Annotated in this window: 14 protein-coding genes; 3 read left to right on the top strand and 11 right to left on the bottom strand. The window is 56.9% G+C overall.

The window, feature by feature from the left end; genetic code table 11:
- Window positions 1–69: 69 nt before the first annotated feature.
- Window positions 70–1,623: a murein biosynthesis integral membrane protein MurJ gene (gene murJ, locus ACEPPP_RS08960; protein ID WP_374090732.1), complete on the bottom strand. Its 1,554-nt coding sequence runs from the start codon at window positions 1,621–1,623 to the stop codon at window positions 70–72.
- 104 nt (window positions 1,624–1,727) lie between these two features.
- Between murJ and rpsT the strand changes: the two genes are divergently transcribed.
- The gene (gene rpsT, locus ACEPPP_RS08955) at window positions 1,728–1,991 is read left to right on the top strand and encodes a 30S ribosomal protein S20 (RefSeq protein ID WP_374090731.1); all 264 of its coding nucleotides are present in this window, start codon (window positions 1,728–1,730) and stop codon (window positions 1,989–1,991) included.
- 87 nt (window positions 1,992–2,078) lie between these two features.
- On the opposite strand, the gene proB is transcribed toward rpsT, so the two are convergent.
- The 4 genes from proB to rplU all read right to left on the bottom strand — a co-directional run bounded on the left by proB (window position 2,079) and on the right by rplU (window position 4,957).
- Entirely contained in the window at window positions 2,079–3,200 is a 1,122-nt protein-coding gene (gene proB / locus ACEPPP_RS08950) for a glutamate 5-kinase (protein WP_374090730.1), read from the bottom strand.
- Window positions 3,187–4,221 (bottom strand): Obg family GTPase CgtA, encoded by a 1,035-nt coding sequence (gene cgtA, locus ACEPPP_RS08945; RefSeq protein WP_374090729.1) that lies wholly within the window; start codon window positions 4,219–4,221, stop codon window positions 3,187–3,189. The genes proB and cgtA overlap by 14 nt, the downstream gene beginning before the upstream one ends.
- Window positions 4,222–4,369: 148 nt before the next feature.
- The gene (rpmA, locus tag ACEPPP_RS08940) at window positions 4,370–4,627 is read right to left on the bottom strand and encodes a 50S ribosomal protein L27 (RefSeq protein WP_374090727.1); all 258 of its coding nucleotides are present in this window, start codon (window positions 4,625–4,627) and stop codon (window positions 4,370–4,372) included.
- Window positions 4,628–4,645: 18 nt separating this feature from the next.
- Window positions 4,646–4,957 carry a 50S ribosomal protein L21 gene (gene rplU / locus ACEPPP_RS08935; protein WP_374090726.1) on the bottom strand — a complete coding sequence of 104 codons (312 nt, stop codon included), beginning with the start codon at window positions 4,955–4,957 and terminating at the stop codon, window positions 4,646–4,648.
- Window positions 4,958–5,211: 254 nt separating this feature from the next.
- Between rplU and ispB the strand changes: the two genes are divergently transcribed.
- Entirely contained in the window at window positions 5,212–6,222 is a 1,011-nt protein-coding gene (gene ispB / locus ACEPPP_RS08930) for an octaprenyl diphosphate synthase (RefSeq protein ID WP_374090725.1), read from the top strand.
- A gap of 352 nt (window positions 6,223–6,574) precedes the next feature.
- Complete coding sequence (locus ACEPPP_RS08925; RefSeq protein WP_374090724.1) at window positions 6,575–7,246, top strand: EcsC family protein; 672 nt, start codon at window positions 6,575–6,577, stop codon at window positions 7,244–7,246.
- 159 nt (window positions 7,247–7,405) lie between these two features.
- On the opposite strand, the gene ACEPPP_RS08920 is transcribed toward ACEPPP_RS08925, so the two are convergent.
- The 6 genes from ACEPPP_RS08920 to recC all read right to left on the bottom strand — a co-directional run bounded on the left by ACEPPP_RS08920 (window position 7,406) and on the right by recC (window position 19,866).
- A complete protein-coding gene (locus ACEPPP_RS08920) occupies window positions 7,406–7,918 on the bottom strand; it encodes a lipocalin family protein (RefSeq protein ID WP_374090723.1) in 513 nt (170 codons plus the stop codon).
- Between the two features lie 40 nt (window positions 7,919–7,958).
- Window positions 7,959–8,405, bottom strand: coding sequence for a hypothetical protein (locus ACEPPP_RS08915; protein ID WP_374090722.1), 447 nt, complete (start codon window positions 8,403–8,405; stop codon window positions 7,959–7,961).
- A gap of 569 nt (window positions 8,406–8,974) precedes the next feature.
- On the bottom strand, window positions 8,975–10,591 hold the full coding sequence (locus tag ACEPPP_RS08910) for a phosphoethanolamine transferase (protein ID WP_374090721.1): 1,617 nt from the start codon (window positions 10,589–10,591) through the stop codon (window positions 8,975–8,977).
- Between the two features lie 103 nt (window positions 10,592–10,694).
- Complete coding sequence (recD, locus tag ACEPPP_RS08905) at window positions 10,695–12,698, bottom strand: exodeoxyribonuclease V subunit alpha (protein ID WP_374090720.1); 2,004 nt, start codon at window positions 12,696–12,698, stop codon at window positions 10,695–10,697.
- The gene (recB, locus tag ACEPPP_RS08900; protein ID WP_374090719.1) at window positions 12,695–16,375 is read right to left on the bottom strand and encodes an exodeoxyribonuclease V subunit beta; all 3,681 of its coding nucleotides are present in this window, start codon (window positions 16,373–16,375) and stop codon (window positions 12,695–12,697) included. The genes recD and recB overlap by 4 nt, the downstream gene beginning before the upstream one ends.
- The gene (gene recC, locus ACEPPP_RS08895) at window positions 16,372–19,866 is read right to left on the bottom strand and encodes an exodeoxyribonuclease V subunit gamma (protein WP_374090718.1); all 3,495 of its coding nucleotides are present in this window, start codon (window positions 19,864–19,866) and stop codon (window positions 16,372–16,374) included. The genes recB and recC overlap by 4 nt, the downstream gene beginning before the upstream one ends.
- Window positions 19,867–20,030: the final 164 nt, after the last annotated feature.

The following is a 20,030-nucleotide window of genomic DNA, read 5'->3' as shown; positions in this document are numbered from 1 at the left end:
CTAGCAGAGCGGCGGGAATTTGGTCATCGATTACACGCTTGCTCCCGCCCACAAGAGCCTGCGCCGCAATTAATGGGTCGACTGTAGTGTGCTCGCTTTTCTGGGCGACATCGGCAGCCGCATGCCGGCCAGCCATAAGGTTCCGGCATATAGCACCAGCCCCGCAGCGATCCATCCGACAAGATACAGCGCTCTCTCGCCCGAACTCCGGGCTATCCAGTTGTTCGGCTCGACCTGGCTGTATAACACGGCCGACATCGCGCCGGCGGCGAGCAGGATGCGCAGCAAAAACAGCCGCCAGCCTGTTGCCGGCTGATAGATCCGGTCGCGCCGCAACTTGATGAACAGCAAGGCCGCATTCAAGAAGGCCCCTAGCGAGGTCGCCAGCGCGAGCCCCGTATGCGCGAGCGGAATCGCCAGCACGTTCAGCGCCAGGCTCGCAAACATCGCATAGATGCTGTAGCGGAGCGGCGTTTTGACGTCCATACGCGAGGAAAACGCGGGCGCGAGCACCTTGATCAGAATGAAGCCCAAAAGGCCTGCCGAATAGGCTTTCAGGCTGAGTCCCGCATAATGCACGTCGGATACCGAAAATTCATCATACTGGAACAGTGTGAACAGGATCGGTTCGGCCAACAGGATCAGTCCGATGGACGCCGGCAGGCCGATCAGCAACACCAGGCGCAAGCCCCAGTCTAGCGCGGCCGAAAACGCAGCAGAGTCACCGGCGGCATGGGTTTTCGACAAGTTCGGCAGGATCGCGGTCGAAACCGCGACGCCCAGAATGCCGAGCGGAAATTCGACCAATCTGTCCGAATAATACAGCCAGGACACGCTGCCGGCGGCCAGGAAGGATGCGATCAGCGTATCGAACAACAAATTGATCTGGGTGACCGAAACGCTGAACATCGCCGGCAGCATCAAGCCGGTCACTTTCTTGACGCCGGGGTCGGCAAAACCGAGTCGCGGTTTCGGCAACAGGCCGAGGCGCAGGACCGCAGGCAGTTGAAAGGCCAGTTGCACGATGCCGCCGGCGAATACGCCCCAGGCCAGCGCGGCAATCGGCTCGTCCAGCAGCGGACTCAATAAGATCGCGGCTGCGATCATCGCGACATTCAGCCAGACCGGCGTCAGCGCGGGCAGGGCGAATTTGCCGTACACATTCAGGATCGAGCCGAGGAAGGCGGTCAGCGAGATGAAAAACAGGTAGGGCAGGGTGATGCGCAGCAGTTCGACGGCCAGGTCATGTTGCGCGCTGTGCCAGGTAAAGCCGGGGGCGAGCAGCGTGATCAGGATCGGCGCGGCGAGGATGCCGAGCGCGGTGATCGCGGTCAAAATCAATGCCAAGGTGCCGGCGGTTTTGGCGATGAAATCCTTCAGCGTCTGAGCGTCGTGGTTTTCCTTGTAATCGGTCAATACCGGCACGAAGGCATGCGCGAAGGCGCCTTCCGCGAACAGGCGGCGCAGGAAGTTAGGCAGCTTGAAGGCGGCAAAAAAGGCGTCGGTCGCCATGTCGACGCCGAAAAGCCGCGCGATCAGCATGTCTCTGACAAATCCCAGCAGGCGCGAAATCAGCGCCATGCTGCCGACCGAGGCGGTCGATTTCAATAACTGTCTGCTCAAGGGTGTCCCATTCTTGTTGTTAAGGCCTTGACAATCATATCATTTATCACGATAATGCTCGGTCTATTTAACTCAATTTTGTTTTTTGCACGAGTCGAGACACTATGGCTAATACAGCACAAGCTAAAAAGCGCGCGAAGCAAGCGGAAAAAAGCCGTGTTCGCAACGCAGGGCAACGCAGCAATTTGCGTACTTTCATCAAAAAAGTAATTGCCGCCGTTAACGCGGGCGACAAGGAAAAAGCGCAAGCCGCTTACAACACGGCGGTGCCAGTGATCGACTCCGCTGTAAACAAAGGCCTGATCCACAAGAACAAGGCTTCCCGCAGCAAGAGCAGACTGAACGCAAAAGTCAAAGCGCTTGCTTAATAAAGCGGAACGGCGATAACGCCAAAAAAAGGCCGGAACTCTTCGAGTTTCGGCCTTTTTTATTTCCGGGGTCGACTGGTGCGCCGTCTAGATCAGCACCATATTGTCGCGGTGTATCATTTCCGCATCGTCCGCGTAACCGAGAATTTTTTCGAATTCCGCGCTGTTCTTGCCGGCGATCAGTTCCGCTTCCGTTTTGCCGTAATTGATCAGTCCGCGCGCAATTTCATTGCCTTCCTCATCGACGCAGGAGACCAGTTCGCCGCGTTCGAAACGGCCGGAGACCGCTTTGACGCCGGCAGCCAATAGGCTTCTGCCGTTGGCTTTCAATACCTTGACCGCGCCCGCGTCGATCACTAATTCGCCCTTGATTTGCAGTTGTCCGGCCAGCCAGCGTTTTCTGGCGACGAGAGGTTCCAGGTCCGGGATGAAGTAGGTGCCGATATTTTTGCCTTCCATCACGCGGCTGATCACGGCTTCGGCGACGCCTGGTGCAATGACGGTGGCGGCACCCGATCGCGATGCCAGTCGGGCGGCGCGCACTTTCGTGGACATGCCGCCGCGTCCGAGGCCGCTGCGGCTCGCGCCGGCCATTTGGTCGAGATTCGGATCGTTCGCGCGGATCTCCGCAACCAGCGTCGCATCGGGATAGACAGTCGGGTCGCCGGTGAAAAGACCTTGCTGATCGGTCAGAATGATCAATAATTCGGCTTCGACCAGGTTCGCGACCAGGGCGGCCAGCGTATCGTTGTCGCCGAAGCGGATTTCCTCGGTCGCGACCGTGTCGTTTTCGTTGATGACCGGCACCACGCCGAAATCGAGCAGGGTCAGCAGGGTGCTGCGCGCGTTCAAATAACGCCGGCGGTCGGAGAGGTCGTCGTGGGTCAGCAGCACCTGTGCGGCATGCAGACCGTGCTGTTGAAAATTGTCGTCGAAGACGCGCACTAGCCCCATCTGGCCGACCGCGGCCGAGGCCTGCAATTCGTGCAGCGTGGTCGGGCGGGTTTTCAGGCCGAGTCGGCACATGCCTTCGGCGACCGAGCCAGAGGAGACCAGGATCACGTCGATGCCGCGCTGCCGGAGTCCCGCCATTTGCGCGACCCAGCCAGCAATCGCGGTTTGGTCGAGGCCCTTGCCGCCCTTGGTCAGCAGCGAACTGCCGATTTTGACGACGATCCGTTTAACATGCGAAAAATCATTCCTCTTCACTGTCTTTACGCCGCTCTTGTTCCAGAAAATCCATGATCGCGAACATCAACTCGCGCGTGCCTTCGCCGCTCGTCGCCGAGATTTTGAAAACCGGCCCGTTCCAGTCCAGCGCGTCGACGATCGCGTCGCAATGCGCGTCGGCTTCGTCCGCGGGCAGGATGTCGATCTTGTTCAGCACCAGCCAGCGCGGTTTGTCCGCCAGCTCGTCGCTCCATTGTTCGACTTCGTGAATGATTTTTTGCGCGGCGCTGACCGGGTCGTCGCTGCTTTCGTAGGGCGCGACATCGAGCACGTGCAGGAGCAGGCCGGTGCGCGACAGGTGCTTCAGGAATTGCAGGCCGAGACCTGCGCCTTCGGCCGCGCCTTCGATCACGCCCGGAATGTCTGCGATCACGAAGCTACGCATCTCGTCGACGCGAACCACGCCGAGATTCGGATGCAGGGTGGTGAAGGGGTAGTCGGCGACTTTCGGACGGGCGGACGACACCGCGCGGATCAGGCTCGATTTGCCCGCGTTAGGCATGCCGAGCAGGCCGACGTCGGCGATCAGCGTCATTTCGAGATGCAGCGTGCGATGTTCCCCCGGCGTGCCTTTGCTGGCTTTTTGAGGTGCGCGGTTGATGCTACTTTTGAAGCGCGTGTTGCCAAGGCCGTGAAAGCCGCCTTTCGCGACCAATAGGGTCTCGCCGACCTCGGTCAAATCGCCCATCACTTCGCCGGTCTCCGCGTCGCTGACTCGCGTGCCCAAAGGTACCGGGACGTAGCAGTCTTCGCCCTTTCGTCCGGTGCAGTTGCGGCTCATGCCGTTCTGGCCACGCTCGGCCCGGTGCACGGCGTGATAGCGAAAATCCGCCAGCGTATTCACGTTTTCGACCGCGACGAGAAAGACGCTGCCGCCGTCGCCGCCGTCGCCGCCGTCGGGCCCGCCGAGTGGAATGTATTTTTCGCGCCGGAAGCCGATGGTGCCGTTGCCGCCATCGCCAGCTTCGACGCGTATTTCTGCCTCATCAACAAATTTCATGGATCAAGTATGCCGTGCAGGTTTGCCTGCGTTCAAAACAAAAAAAGCCCCGCGATGGATATGCGGAGCTTTCTTGGGGAGTTCCGGGTTGCTAAGCGCAAATCCCGAAACATGACTTACGGAGTTGCCCTAGATTATCGGTTTAGGCTTAGGCAGCAACGATGCTGACAAATTTACGGCCTTTATCGCCTTTAACCTGAAATACGACTCTACCGTCGGCGGTCGCGAACAGGGTATGATCCTTGCCGAGACCTACGTTGTCACCGGCATGGAAATGCGTGCCGCGTTGACGAACGATGATGTTGCCGGCTTTGACGACTTCGCCGCCAAAACGTTTAACGCCTAATCTTTTCGCGTTTGAGTCGCGACCGTTCCGAGTACTACCACCCGCTTTCTTATGTGCCACAATACCACCTCTTAGGGATTATGCAGAAATGCCGGTGATCCGGACTTCTGTGTAATATTGGCGATGGCCCATTTGTTTCATATGGTGCTTACGCCGTCTGAATTTAATGATTTTGACTTTTTTGTGGCGGCCTTGCGACAACACGGTCGCGGAGACTTTGCCGCCTTCGATGAAAGGCGCGCCAACTTTGACTGCATCGCCTGACTGAACCAGCAGAACTTTGTCGAATTCAACGCTGTCGCCAGTACCCAGCTCCAATTTTTCTATTTTTAAGGTCGTACCTTCGGCCACCCGGTACTGTTTACCACCCGTTTGAATTACCGCATACATCAGAGTAAGCTCCGTCAAGCATTTACTGTAAAAAGTGAACAGACTATTATATGTCTTATTGTCGACTAGTCAACTAAAACTTGCCTAGGCTGCAAGTTATTCCGGATAAGATAACAAAATTATCTATTGACATCAATAGCCTTTATTCAATAGGATGGGGAGTTTGCTGTTCATCAGGAGATATGAGCAGATATGATGCAGCGGATTTGCAGTTCTACGGATCAAAAACAACCTCATTTTTCATACTGATTAGCATGGCATTGCAAACACACATCGACCCGAGTCCTACGGCGCCGATCGACTTCGAATCGATCAAGAATTTAACGAAATCCGAGGCCAGGGCCGTTGACCAATTGATCATTAACGAATTGAGTTCGGATGTCGTGCTGATCAATCAGATGGGGCATTATATCGTCGGCAACGGCGGCAAGCGCCTCCGGCCGATGCTGCTGTTGCTCGCGGCGAAGGCGCTCGGCAAGGTCGAAGACAGGCATCTGATCCTGGCGGCGGTGATCGAGTTCATTCACACCGCGACCTTACTGCATGACGACGTGGTCGACGAGTCCGACCTGCGGCGCGGCAAGGAATCGGCCAATGCGGTCTGGGGCAACGCGGCCAGCGTGCTGGTCGGCGATTATCTGTATTCCCGCGCCTTCGAAATGATGGTGCGCACCGGCAACATGCGGGTGATGGAAATCCTCTCGAAAACCACCACGCTGATCGCCGAGGGCGAGGTGTTGCAGCTTCTGAACTGCAACAACCCGGAAACCACCGAGACCAAATATCTCGAAGTCATCTCGCGCAAAACCGCGATCCTGTTCAGCGCCGCGATGCGTCTCGGCGCGGTGGTCTCCGGCGTGTCTTCAGCGACCGAAGAAGGGCTGGCGAAATACGGCCAGCATTTGGGCATCGCGTTTCAATTGATCGACGACGCCCTCGATTACAAGGCCAACAAGGAAGAACTCGGCAAGAATCTCGGCGACGATCTGGCCGAAGGCAAGCCGACGCTGCCGCTGATCTATGCGATCCAAAACGGCAGCGAGCCCGATGCGAAAATCGTGGTCGACGCGATCCAAAACGGCGACCGCGATGCGTTCAACGAAGTCTATGCGGTCGTGCAGCGCACCCAGGCGATCGCTTATACCGAGCGGCGCGCCGACGAGGAAGCCGAAAAGGCGATCGATGCGCTGGAGGTGTTGCCGGAGTCAGAATACAAGGATGCCTTGATTCAGCTGGCGAAGTTTTCGGTGCAGCGGAATTATTGATCGATTTTCGCTAGATTTTTCAAACACACCTGTCGATTTTTTGAGATCTGCCGCTGGAAACAGTTTTTTTCGGCGGCAATTTTGATCGGTTTCTTTGTAAGCGATTGTTGTGCTTCATGGCTTACGGCGCTGGATTGCATATAAGAGCAACTTAGGCGGCTTTCCAGGAAGCTCTAAGCAGAGTATTGAATTTTATTGGGATATGTTATTTTCGTCCATGGGGCTGAAAATAAACCAGTTTTGGTTTTTTATGATCTATTTGGCATCCTAAATGACGCAATGTTTTGCGTCATTTAGGTCGTCCAAATATAGTTAGGCTGTTTGGCGTTTAGTCTTTTCTAAAGGATAAAATATGAGTGATGAACTGACCATCTTTTCAAAAATCAAGGAAATTATTTTAGACATTGATCCAGAGGATATTCTGAACGATGCCAGAGAGTATGGATTAACGGTTACTACTCTCAAAGATTTGGCTGAGCAACCGCATAATTATGCTTTTATAGAAAAGCTGATGGAAAAATACGCCACCTTAGCAGCAAGTTACTGTGCAGCGAGTGGTGCAACGAGTGGGATGGGCGGAGTGGCAACAGTAATTGCCTTGGGTGGAGTGGATATTGCTAACATGGCTGCCCAGTTGTATCGACTCAATCAGAAAATGGCTGTTTTAAATGGGTTTGATCTTGAAAATACGGTTCATAAGGAAAAAGCACACCTAATTTATTTTAAGGCGCTTGGCTTTGATGCGGCCGCTCAGACTGCTATTCGTTCTCAGTTGGCTAAGGCCGCTGCTGAAAATCTCTCTAAAAGAGGGCCAGCCGCTAATGTGACCATTCGTCTGATCATGGAAGTGGCAAAGTTGCTTGGTGTCACGCTAACCAAGAACCAAGCTGTAAAATTTGTTCCTGTTTTAGGAGCTGCTCTGGGTGGAGGGGTGAATTATATGTTTGCTAAAAATGCAGGAAAAAAAATGATTGTTGAATACAAGTCAGATTATTTTGACCGATGGCAAGCGAATTCTCGTTAGAGTTTAGTAGGGTGCGCACTGCGCACCTTCTTCGGTGCTTAAATCCAAACGTCGCTCTCATTTATGGCAATTGTCCCGTGCCGTAAATGCGTATGGGCATTTCGGACATTGTCAGTGGTGCGCGGTGCGCACCCTGAGCTTTCGGTTACGATAGCATCTCTATTCGTCCTGCTTGACCATGATCAATTTGTCGGTTTCAAATCCCTGTCTTTTGGCGCTCTCGATTAAAGCGTCGAGGGTTTCCTTCGGCAGGGTCTTGGTTCTGGCCAAAATCCATAGATAGGATCTGTTTGGTCCAGTCACCATCGAATATTGGTAGTTTTGCTTGTCCAGCGCGATGATGTTGTAGCTGCCGTAAAAAGGTCCAAAAAACGAGACCTTTAATCTGCCTACCGACGGCTGGTCGATAAAATAGGCCTTGCCCTCGGCTTTTTTCCATTCCCCGGTTTCCTGGTTCCGGCCCTGATTCAGGACTTCGATGCCGCCGTCCTTCGCGAGCGTGTATTGGGCTGAGATATTGTCCAAGCCTTTTTCAAAGCTTTGTTCCAGACGGGCTATTTCATACCAGGTGCCTACATAGCGGTTTACCTCAAAGTCTTCCACAGGTTTCAGTCCTTTCGGCAAACCTGTGCAGCTCGCAAGTAAAAAAACCACAAGCCAAATAATATTCATCTTGAATCGATCCGGGTTATGTCGCATGAGCGAACGGGATTTACGAAGACCGGCGGAATCTTGTTTGGATGTGCGGGCGATCCGTTTTCAGCAGGCATGCCGAAAGGCCGAAAGCAAGATGGGATAGGCCGGCATAGGCCAGAAAAATCGATAAATTGGGGTCGATTTCAATGTCGTTGATCTCGCTGTAGACCTGTAAAGATCCGGTCAACAGCAGCAGGGAGAAACCGGCCAGCATAAAATAATGGGTATTGCCTGAAAAAAAGCAGCCGATGCACAGAAAGATTTCCGTCAAGGCCAGATAAACCAGCATCATGCGCAGATTATTGGCCAGCGGTCCATAAAGATCCGTATGAAACTCGAAGATCGAGCCGTTATCCGAAAACGACAGGATGCCGCCCGCTATCAGCGCGATGATCGAGAGATAGAAATTGATCTCGACGCATTTTTTCAGGATGGTCAGGCTTGTCGAGGATGTCGTCTTCATGTTTCAACCGTCTGCAAAAAAATCTCCCTTTTCGCGAAAGGGAGGCTTGAGGGGAGGATATTAAGTACCAAACACGACAGAAAATAAAAGCCGCGGCAATTCGCTAAGGAAGGGCTCGAAAAATTCATAGTCTGTAGGTGAAAGTTTACCCGGTCGCGGGAGGTTGTCAAGATATTACTGTACAATACATATACAATATTTTGCTTTGAGATGGCAGCCGCTTCGACGATCGCGCATGCTGCCTGTACTGCGGCGCAATTTTCGGGATAAAAAACGGCGGTATAGCGAATCAGTCCAGATGAAAGGGCAAGCTCAATCCGGCCTTTGTTTCGGCGCTATCGAAGGGGTTTTGATGAGATCTTGTCAAGATATTGGGCAGGGAGTGGTCTTGCCGGAAACCCGTTTTCGGCTTTCGAGACAGAAGAGACCAGAAATTGGATGATCGAGAGGGTATAAAGCGGTCGCCGATTGCCAGGGCGCTGAGCGGCAAGGAAATCGGCGCTGTCGTGACGGTCAAGGCGCCCGTCGAATAGTAGCGGTGAGTCTATCTGGCTCGGCGCGGCAGACGTCTACGCCCGACACGTGGCGAAAATATCCAGCTTGGCATCATAAACTTGCGTATGCACGTCCATTAAGCCCAATAAGGAATGAAACAGGTTGTCGTGGCTGTATGGGTTGTCTTTATGTTGCCGTAAACAAGCCGAATCGATTTTATGATCGTGAATAAAATCCTGCGAAAACCAGGTGATCAATGGCACATGCTTCTGTTCGTCCGGCGCGATAAAGTAGGGCAGGCCGTGCAAATAGACATTATTTTCACCGAGCGATTCGCCGTGATCGGATACATAGAGCATCGCGGTATCGTATTTAGCCGAATTTTTCTTTAAAAAGTCGATGACCTTGGCTAGAAAATAATCGGTATAGGCAATGGTGTTATCGTAGGCGTTAACCACTTCCTGATGGCTGCAATCGTTTAAATTGTCCTGCTCGCATTCGGGTTTAAAAACGGTGAACTTGGCCGGATGACGCAGGTTATAACCCGGCCCGTGGCTGCCTTTTTGATGCAGCACGATCACGCCATGGCTGGTTAATTTATCCACATAGGCCTGCAATTGATACAGCAGCGCTTCATCGTAGCAATCCTCCGCGTTGCATAAGTTGGCAAGTTTTAAATGCGAAATATCCTCGCTCGCGACCCGCTTGCACACGCCTTTGCAGCCATCGTTATTATTGCGCCATAACACTTTGACCCCGGCATGGCTCAAGACATCCAATACGTTTTCGGTATATTGGGCTTTTGCCGGATCGTAATGGTCCTGGCCGAAGTTGGAAAACATGCAGGGAACGGATGCCGCGGTCGCGGTGCCGCAAGAATGCACGTTGGTAAAACTCAGTACCTGTTGCTGGCTCAAATAAGGGTCCGTCGGCCGAGGATAGCCGTCCAAGGCAAAATTTGCGGCCCTCGCCGTTTCGCCGAGGACCAGTACGGTTAGATTTTTTTTGCCGGATGGATTCGGCGCGGCGGCCATTTTTGCATCGGCGCCCAGCGGAATCAGCGCATGCTGGCCTTTCAGTTTGCGTTTCAGATTCGAAACCGAAGAATCCACCAAATTGACCGGATTAATCAAGTAGCGCAGTTCACGGTGGTTTCGATAAATCGACGTGTAATCGCCGTAAAAGACATAGCTCAGCCCTCCGATCAAAGCCGCGCAAACGACTAACGCGCCGAGGTTTTTTAATAATTGTCGCGGCAACGGTTGATAGGTGATTTTCGTCCGCACGATCAAGGCAGCGGGTATGCCGCCCAGCACAATCAAATACCCCAGCATTTGCCAATTCAGCAGTTCGAAGGCTTCACCGGAATTGGTTTCCAGCGCGTTTTGCAGCATGCTTTTGTCAATCACGACTCCGTAATTGACCATGAAGTAATCGATCGCCGCCGAGGCGAATAAAAATACAACCAGAACGCCCTTAAACAGGTATTTCAGCCGGAAGAGCGTGAAAAACAATTTCAACAGCAGCGTTAACACCAGAAAAAATGGCGCATAGAACAAGAGCGTGTCGAGGGATAGGCCGCCTTTGATCTTAAAGAGTTCGTGCCACAGCGCGGTATTGCAAAACAGGATTAAAAATAGCGAATTCGTCAGGGCTGGACAAGGAACGGTCAGGCGTTTAAGGTTTTCCATAACACTGAGATAAAATTGAAAAAGTGGTTAACGCTACATCAGTTTGCTGAATCAAAACTGAAAATACACGCGGTGCTTGTCGACAGCCCTACATATGACCATCCTAATTGTTGGCGTTTCCAGGGTTTTTCACCCGGGTCTTGACGGCCTGGTCAAAAACATCCCCTTGGCTTTCCAGCAGGGTAAAGTTTTCTTTTGCCCGGGTGATGCCGGTATAGATCAGTTCCCGGGTCAATACCGGGCTTTTGCTTTCGGGCAGCACCAGGGCGACATGATTGAACTCCGAGCCCTGCGATTTATGCACCGTGATCGCAAACGCGGTTTCGACATTCGGCAGGCGCATCGGCGATAGCCAGCGAATCCTGATTTCGGCCAGCGGGTCGATGGCGGGAAAGGCGACCCGTAATTTGCCGCCGTGGTCCTTAAGCGCGATGCCGATGTCGCCGTTCATCAAGCCCAGATTGTAATCGTTGCGCGTGACCATGACCGGCCGGCCTTCGTACCAGTGACTCAGCGACTCTTTCGGAAACAGCCAGGCGGCGATGCGCTGATTCAGCTCTTCGACGCCCCAGCGCCCCCGGCGCAGGGCGGAGAGCACCTGGAAGGCGTCGAAGGCATGCAGTACCTGTTCCGCCCATGGGTCGTACTGCATGGGGTCCGTGGGGCGATGCAGCCGGATGATGTTCAAGTAATAACCATAGCCTTGCCGCGGCTTAGGTTTGCCTTCCGCGTTGATGCCGGCATTCACCGCGACCAGCTTTTTCAACAGGCGGTCGGCCGCATCCGGCTGCGGATTGGCCCTGAGCCGCAAATAGTCGTCGTGCGCTTCGGGCAGGAGGTCGGGGTAGCGGGCTGTGTCATTCAGGACGGACTGCGCCAATGCGCCATTGCCGGCATTCACCGCCCGCGCCAATCGGCCGATGCCGCTGTGCTCGCCGAAGCGGTGGCTATGGCGCAGCATCACGGTCTGCTGATTGATCGCGGTGCCTTCTGCGCCAAAAGTTTCGATCTCTTCGCCGGCATGGCGAACGATCCATGACCGTGCGGCTTCATCGTAAGCCGCGTTGTCGGCGCCCTGGCACAAGTCGCCCATCACCGAACCGGCTTCGACCGAAGCCAGTTGATCCTTGTCGCCGAGCAGGATCAATTGCGCGCCGTCCGGCAGCGCATCGAGCAAGGATGCCATCATTTCGAGATCGATCATCGACGCCTCATCGACGATCACGATGTCGGCGACGAGCGGATTGTGCCGGTCATGGACAAAGCGGCGGGAGCCCGGGCGGCTGCCCAGCAAGCGGTGCAGCGTGCTCGCTTGCTTCGGGATCACCTCCTTGATGCGGTCGGGGACGGCGAGATTTTCGAGCGCCTTGCCGATCGACTCGCTGACCCGGGCGGACGCCTTGCCGGTCGGCGCGGCCAGCAGGATGTTCGGTTTGTGCGCGCCGCCGGGTTCGTCCTCGGAAAGCTGGATCAGCAACGCCAAGAGCTTGGTCAGGGTCGTGGTCTTGCCGGTGCCGGGGCCGCCGGTGATGATCGTGAAACGGGAGCGCAGCGCCAGGACGCAGGCGATTTTTTGCCAGTCCGGTTTTTCGGGGCTCCCCGGAAACAAGGTGTTCAATTGGGCCTGCAAGGACTCTGGCAAAGTGTCGCGAGCCGGCGGCAGGCGTTGTTCGATGCACCGGTCCAGGATTTGTTGATACTGCCAATAACGCCGCAAATAGAGGCGCTTGCCGTCCAGCACCAGTGGCGTGTTGCCTTGGCCTTCCGCGACCAAGGGGGACTCTTGCAGCGCGGTCTTCCATTGGCCGAGGCTGTAAGCCTTCAGCGCCGACAGCTCGGCATGCGCGGCTTCGGACTCGGATGCCCAGGCATCGTCGCTCGGTATCGCCAGCGTCAAACCGGGCTGTTGGCTGAGTTGTTCGAGGTCCAGATACACCTCGCCCCGGTCCAGTTGGTGGCTGACCAGCGCGCCCGCCCATAGCTCCGCATCCTTTGCCTGTTGATCCTGATCGAGCAGAAAACGCACGAAAGCCCGGTTCAAATGGCTCAGCCAGCCGCGCGCGATCCAGTGGTCGATTGTTGCCAGCACCGAGAGTCCCTGTTTCATCGTGTATCTCCGCCGTAAAAGAGCTTGTCCATGCCTTCGATCAACGCCCTCGGCGGCTTGTCGAAAAGCCTGCCGCCGGTCGGGCTTTGCGAGCCGCGCAGGAACAAATACAGGCTGCCGCCGATGTGGGTGTCGTAAGCGTAATTCTCACCGAGCCGGGCCTTCAGCAGCCGGTGCAGGGCCAGCAAATACAGCGCATATTGCAGGTCGTAACGTTTCGCGAGCATCGCCGCGGTCAGCGCTTCTTGGGTGTAGGCGGCGTCGTTGCCGCCGAGGCTGTTGAACTTGTAATCGACGACGTAATAGCGCTGGTCATGCTCGAAGACCAGATCGATGAAGCCTTTCAAGAGGCCGTTGACCTGCTTGGGCAGCAAGGCCGGGCGGGGCTGGCCGGGAAAAATATGTTGGGTCACGAGGCGGTCCAGTTCCTGAGTCTTGACCGCGTCCGCGCCGATCAGGAATTCCAGCTCGGGCCGGTAAGCCCCAGGGCTCAGATTGCCCAGGCAGATGTCCGTAGTTTCAAGCAGAGGCAGAGACAGCCAGCGCGACAGGGCCGAGTCGATGCTGTCCTGATGGTTGATCCAGTCGCTGGCGCCGAAACGCTTTTGGATCAGCTCCTTTCTGAGCGCCGGATCCGCCCGTACGGCCGAAAAACCCAGATGCGCACAGTGTTCGAGCAGGTCATGAATCAGCACGCCGGGGCCTGCGCCACGGGGCAGGGCATGGATGCCGGTCGGAGACGTGGCGGATTGCGCCAGACTGATTTCCGCCTCGTCGCTCTGCTTGTCGTCCCGGGCCGTTTCCGGCTCCTGCTCCTGCGGCAGATTGGGCTGGTCTTCTCCCGCCTGAAGCTTGTCTTCGGTGGGCAGCGCGCTGTAGCTGGCTATCCACCAGTCATTCGGGATTTTGGCGCTGGCCGTGCGTGCCGAACCGGGGCTGTCGCTCTGCGGCGGCGGAAAGTAGAGGTCTGAGCGGGCATCGGGCAAGGCGCTGATCGCGATCGAAGCGCAATCGCCCTTGAGTTCGGTCAGTTGTTGTTTCAGGTCCTTAGCCGGCATTTTTGCTTCCCAGCCCAGTATCGAACCCACCGCGGACTTTTCGAGCTGGCATTCCTTGCCGTTGCCGGACTTGATCGGCGCAATGCCCAACCAGCAGGCATGACGCGCCCGCGTGATCGCGACATAAAGCAGGCGCAAATCTTCCTGCAGGCGTTCGGCATCGCTTAGGGCTTTAATCGTGTCGCTCTTGTTCAGATCGATATGCAGGTTTTGCTGGTCGTCATGATAGCGATAGAAGGTACTGAAACGGCCGTTCACCTCCCTGAAGCTGCAGATGAAAGGCAGAAAAACCAGCGGGTACTCCAGGCCCTTGGATTTATGGATCGTGATGATTTTGATCAGGTTCGCGTCGCTTTCGAGCCGGATGATGCCTTCGTCGCCGGCATGGCTGCCTCCGGCTTTGATCAATTCGGCAAGATGCCGGATCAACGCCTGCTCGCCTTCGAGCTGGTGGCCGGCGTGTTGCAGGAGTTCGGCCAGGTGCAGCAGGTTGGTGATGCGGCGTTCGCCTTCGCTGTCCTGTGTCGAGCGGTGGTACAGGTCATAGTCATTGATCAGTTGGCGCAAGGCGGGCAGGATGCCGTCCTGCTGCCAGCGCTGCTGATAGGCGGCAAAGCGTTCCAGTTGCTGTTCCCAGAGCGGCTCATCCAGGGCCAGTTGCTGCAAGGCCTGATAGGTCCAGCCGAAAGTCGCGGAGCTGAGCGCGGCGCGCACCCTGCGCTCGTTGCGCGGTTCGGCCAGCGCCCTCAGCCAGATCAAAAGATCCGCGGCTTCGCGGGTGGTGAAGATCGAATCGCGCTCGGACAGGTAGACGCTGCGCAACTGCCGCTTGGCCAGGGCATTGCGCATCGCCCTGGCCTCGGTGCCGCTGCGGACCAGGATCGCGATGTCCGAAGGTTGCAGGGGCTCCAGTCCCTTTGCCGATTTGAAGCCGGTCTGCCCGGACTTGGCCGCATTCAGCAGCCTGACGATCTCGCTGGCGGCGACTTCGGCCATGTTCTCGCGATAGGCGGGCATGCCGACTGCCTCGTCCGCGTCCCAGTGCCAGAAGGTCAGGGCCGGGGCCGTCTGGCCTTGGATCAGCCATTCTTCATCGCGGCCTTTCGCGGCGACCGGCAAGAAGGGCAGCGGATCGTCTTTTTCACGCTTGAAGCGGAAGGCGCCTTCGGGGTGCCGGTCAGCTTGCAGGAAGACTTGGTTGATCGCGTCGACAAGAGCCATGGTGGAGCGGAAATTGGTGCCCAGTGTGTAATGCCGTCCAAGCGTGTGCTGGTGCGCCTTCAGATAGGTATAAATGTCGGCGCCGCGAAACGAATAAATCGCCTGCTTCGGGTCGCCGATCATGAAGCAGCCCGATCCGCTGTCGCTGTCTTGTGGATACAGTGCCGAAAAAATGCGGTATTGTACGGGGTCGGTGTCCTGAAACTCGTCGATCAGCGCGATCGGATATTGCTGGCGAATCGCGCTTGCGAGCCTCGGGCCGTTGCCGCCCTGCAAGGCCTGGTCGAGGCGGGTCAGCATGTCGTCGAAGGTCATCCGGGCGATGCGCTGCTTTTCGCCGTCGTAGCGATTTCGGATCCAGTGCAGGGCATGCAGGGTGATTTTGCCGTTGGTGTCGATTTCTTCCCGGGTGTGCCGGGCCAAGGCATCGATGGCGGCAAAGGCCGGATGTTGCAGATGCGCCGCCTTGTCCTGGTGGGCTTTGACCAGAGCCGACTCCAGGCTTTCCTGGCCGAATTTTTCCAGCACATCGATGGTCTTGGGATTGCGGCGGCTCGCCCAATCGGCCATCTCGTTCAGTTTTTCGGCGAAACTCGCCTTGCGGTATTTGGTCCCGTTCAGCCAGCCGTTGTTCGATGCCTCGTTCAGCAGCCTTCCGATCTCGGTGCGTTGAAGGGACCATTGGTCGCGGGCTTTGGCTTCCAGGTCCTGGCGTTCATTTTCCCAGTCCTCCCAGGCCTGAAAAACAGCCTTGATGTCGCCCTCGAATTCAAGCCCGAAGGCTTCGGTTTCGGACAATAAAGGGGACAGCAGTTTGATCAGGTCCTCGGGCGAGCGGGCGAGTTTGGCGACGACACGGCAGGCGGTTTCCGTCAGCGGGTAGAAAAAGCTGCGCCAATAATCCCGAACCACCTCATGCAGAAGCTCCAGGTCGGCGGTATTGACCTCCTGCCGAAACAGGCTGCCGCTGTCGAACGCATGCTGTTGCAGCATCCGGTTGCACCAGCCGTGGATCGTATACACCGCGGCCTCGTCCATCCAGTTGGCGGCCAGTTCCAGGCGCCGGGCGCAGGCGGGCCAGGCCGCCCTGTCATAATGCGTGCGCACGGCCTGCAGGAAAGGGTCGCTGTCGTCCGTTTGCTCGCGAAAATAGCGGGCCGCCTGGCTCAGGCGGCCGCGAATGCGGTCCCGAAGTTCCTTGGTCGCCGCCTCGGTAAAGGTGACCACCAGAATATCCGGCGGGAACAGATCGCGCTCCAGCGCTAAATGATGCCCGAGGACCAGCCGGACATAGAGCGCCGCGATCGTATAGGTCTTGCCGGTGCCCGCGCTGGCCTCGATCAAGCGCGTGCCGGCCAAGGGGAAGTCGACGGCATTCAAGGCGATGGCGGCGGTCATGATTGCGCTTCCGGTGCAATTGGATAGGGTTTGATCTGCTCGAATACGGGGCGGTACAAGGCCTCGGTCCAAAATTCGAAGCCCGGGTTTCCTGCATCAGTTAAACCGGCAAAGGTTGGGAAGAAGCGCGCCAGATAAGCATCGTAAGCGGCCTCGCCCGGGTTCCAGTCGTCGCCTTCGTATTTGGCTCGGGCTTTTTCGCGCGCTTGCTCGGGCGGCGCGGCCAGCCAGGCGAAGGCGGTCTTGCAGGCGACCGGCAGCGGTGCGCGCATGCCTTGATGATAGGCTTCGAGTATCGTTTGGAGGTGTGCATAAGCCTCCGCCGGCTCGATCGGCGGAATTTCGAGCACGCCGTCGGCCGCAATCACCAGGGTATGAAGCCGGATGCCCTCCGCGCAGCCGGCCAGATGTTGCAGCCAATAGCCGAACAGGTTGTGGTACTTGATCGCGTTTTTCGGCATCAGTGCCTGGGCGGTCAAATGCAGCAGGCCCTTGCGCCGGCCATCGCCATCACTGCGCAACCGGCTCAATTCGCCGGTCAATTGCACGCTGAAGCCGCCGTCCAGGACGAATGGCGGCAGGGCCAGCGCATGCGCTTCGAGTGCTATGGGCCAGGAAGCCAGATGGATTTGATAAGTATCCCAGGTCTTTTTGACCGGATCGCTCAGTTCCGCATAGGCGGCGCGGGCAAAACCGCAGAGCGGGAGTCGGCCCTGCCGCGCCATCGCTGTTTGCTGTTGTTCCAGGAACGCATCGACATCGACGGGACCGGCGCTTTGCAGGGCGTCCAGCAGCTGATGGCCGAGGACATAGGTTTGCAGGCTGTCGAAATGGAAGGGTTCGCTGTCTTCGCTGGTGACGCTGTCTTCCTCGAAACCGAACTTCAGCGTCTGATTGCAGAAAGTCTTGACCGGCGCTCTCAAAAAGCGCGCCAGGGAATCGAGCGTCAGGGTTACGGTCTTTTCTTCCGCGACCATTGTGGCTTGAGTACTGGAGCCGGTATCGGGTAATTTCTCAAACCATTCGCGCGCATAGGTAAAGAGGCGCCGATCAGGTTTTTTCGTGACATAGGCCAGACTAAACGGTTGCAGGTGATGCACGACGGTGATGGCATCCAGTAAGTCCTTGCCGCCTGCAAGCGCCCAGCCCTGAGCCACGGCATCGCGCAGCTGGCTGACCAGCACCGACGGCGGCAGCACGCTGTTGTCGCGAATGCTGCGGCCCACCCAGCTGATGTAAAGCTGCTGCCGCGCGGACAGCAGGGCCTCCAGAAACAGGTATTGATCGTCCTGCCGGCGCGAGCGGTCGCCGGGGCGATAATGGCCGCGCTGGCTCATCAGGTCGAAACTGTGCGCCTGTTGATTGCGCGGATAGTCGCCGTCATTCATCCCGAGCAGGCAAATCATCCGAAAAGGAATCGCCCGCATCGGCATCAGGGTGCAGAAATTGACCCGGCCGCTGAGGAAGCGCTGGTGCAGAGACGGCTCATCCACCCCGGCGAGCCAGGCTTCGCGCACGACATTGATCGGCAGCAAGTCCCTGGACGTCAGGTCGGCCTGTTCGCAGCACTGGCTCCACTTTTCCAGGGCGGCGGTCAAGGTGTCGAGGGTTTTGCGTTCGGCTTCGCCGCCGGCGATGAAAAAGTCATCGAGCAGGTTCAGCAGGGTCTGTCGCCAATCCACAAAATTTTGCTGCCGTTTCAGTAAATCGGCGTATTTCTCCAGCGTTTCGAGCAGGTACGCCAGGCCGCCGATCCACTCGGCGTCGAGTCCGCCGATTTCCTCGTAAGGCTCGATGCCGTTGAACGCTTTGCCGGCGCCGACCGCATATCCCAGCAGCATCCGGCGCAGGCCGAACTGCCAGGTATTGGCCTCCAATTGCATTGGCATCGCGACCCTTTCGGCGCGCTGCCCGGCGTTCAGGCCCCAGCGGATGCCCGCCTCCTCGATCCATTGGTGCAGTTTGGCTAGCGCGCTTTCGTCGATCCTGAAACGCGCCCTCAAGGCGCCGGCCTCCAGCAGGCCGAGAAACTCGCTGACGGTAAAACGCGATTCGGGCAGGTTCAGCAGCGCTTCGAGCGCGACCAATAAGGGATTTTGGCCGCGCTGCTGTTGATCGGCCAGGCTGTAGGGGATATAGCGCGGATCATCGGGTTGATGCAGGCCGAAAACGGCGCGGATATGCGGCGCATAGGCATTGATGTCCGGCACCATCACGATCACGTCGCGCGGATAGAGCGGATCGCCTTGCCGCTCTGCCGCTTCAAAAAGCGCCAATAACTGATCGTGCAGAATCTCGACCTCGCGCTGCGGGCTGTGCGCGACATGAAAGCTCAGCGATTGATCGGCGCTGTCCAGTAACGCCGGCTCGGCCGGCAGGGGGGCCATATCCAGTATCGATTGCTGGAGATGCTGCAGTAAACTGCGCCGGCCGTCATCGCCGTAATCCTTGAACAGATCGATCTTGTTGTTCGGCCAATGCCAGTCTTGGTAGCTGGCTTTTTCGTCGAACAGATCCAGGAGACGGATGTAATCGCGGCCCTGTTTGCCCCAGGCGGCCAGCAAGGGCGGCGCATGAAGATGCAGTTCGTCGGCGGTCAATGCGGCTATCTTTTCGGATTTATAGGTCTGGCGGCGGCGCTCGGCTTTCAGCAGCTCCTTGTCCTCGATGATGTCGGCCCAGTAATGCTGGCAGGGATTGTGCACAAACAGCACGATCTGGCAGAACTTGCCGAGCTTGGCCAGGACTTCGAGTGCTTGCTGGGGCAGGGACGACAGACCGAACAAAATGATCCGGCGCGGAATGCTGGCGGGACGTTTCTCCAGCGTGTCGATTCGGCTCATGAACTCCGTGTGCACGGAAGCCCGGCTGGCGAACGGCATCGCTTCCTCGCCGCCCAAATCGTCCAGCACGGCGCGCCATAATGCGGACTGCCAGTGCTGCGCTTCCGGCAGGGGCTTCAAATCGCCGTGCGCGTTACGCAGCAGATCATCGCCTGCGGCCCAATCGGCCAGCCAGTCCGAACGGTACACCTGGTACTGGTCGAAAAGGTCGGCGAGCTGTTCGGCGAGCTGATGGCGTTTTCGGCTGTCGCGGTCTTCGGCCAAAAACCGGGCCAGTGTCTCAAAGCCGTCTTGACCGATCAGGCTCGGCAGCAAGCGATACAGGCGCCAGGTCAACGGGGCCTTCGCCAGCGGCTGTTCCTGCGGAATTTGTTCGCCCAGGACCGCGCGATAAACGCTCCAGATAAACAACGAAGGCAATTGCATTTGCATCGCCGCCGCGATACCCAAGGACGCATTTTTCGCCAGATTTTGTTTCAGCCACTGCCCCATGCCGTTGCTTTGTACCAGGAAGACTTCGTGCTCCAACGGATTCAAAGGATGCTGGCGCAGCCAGTATTCGACGACATCGCGAAGTTCTTCGAGTTGATTCGAGTGGATCACGGCAATGCCGCTGTCCAGCGGGGTGAGGGGGCTTTCTTCGGTCATCGGTGTGTCCCTTTATTGATCGCGTGTCCACATTGGCATGAGTATAACGAGAGGGGCTGCTGGGGCGCAATACGGCGATTGGCCGGCTTCCTGGGATCGCATGAAGCCGGAGGATAAGTTATACTGGGAGAATCAGTATGGCCGCTACCAACCAAGGGTACGGC

Origin of the sequence: Methylomicrobium lacus (assembly GCF_041897535.1) — a bacterium.
GTDB classification, from domain to species: Bacteria; Pseudomonadota; Gammaproteobacteria; order Methylococcales; family Methylomonadaceae; genus Methylomicrobium; species Methylomicrobium lacus_A.
Note: the sequence above shows the minus strand (reverse complement) of the source record. Positions and strands in the feature narration are given on the sequence as shown.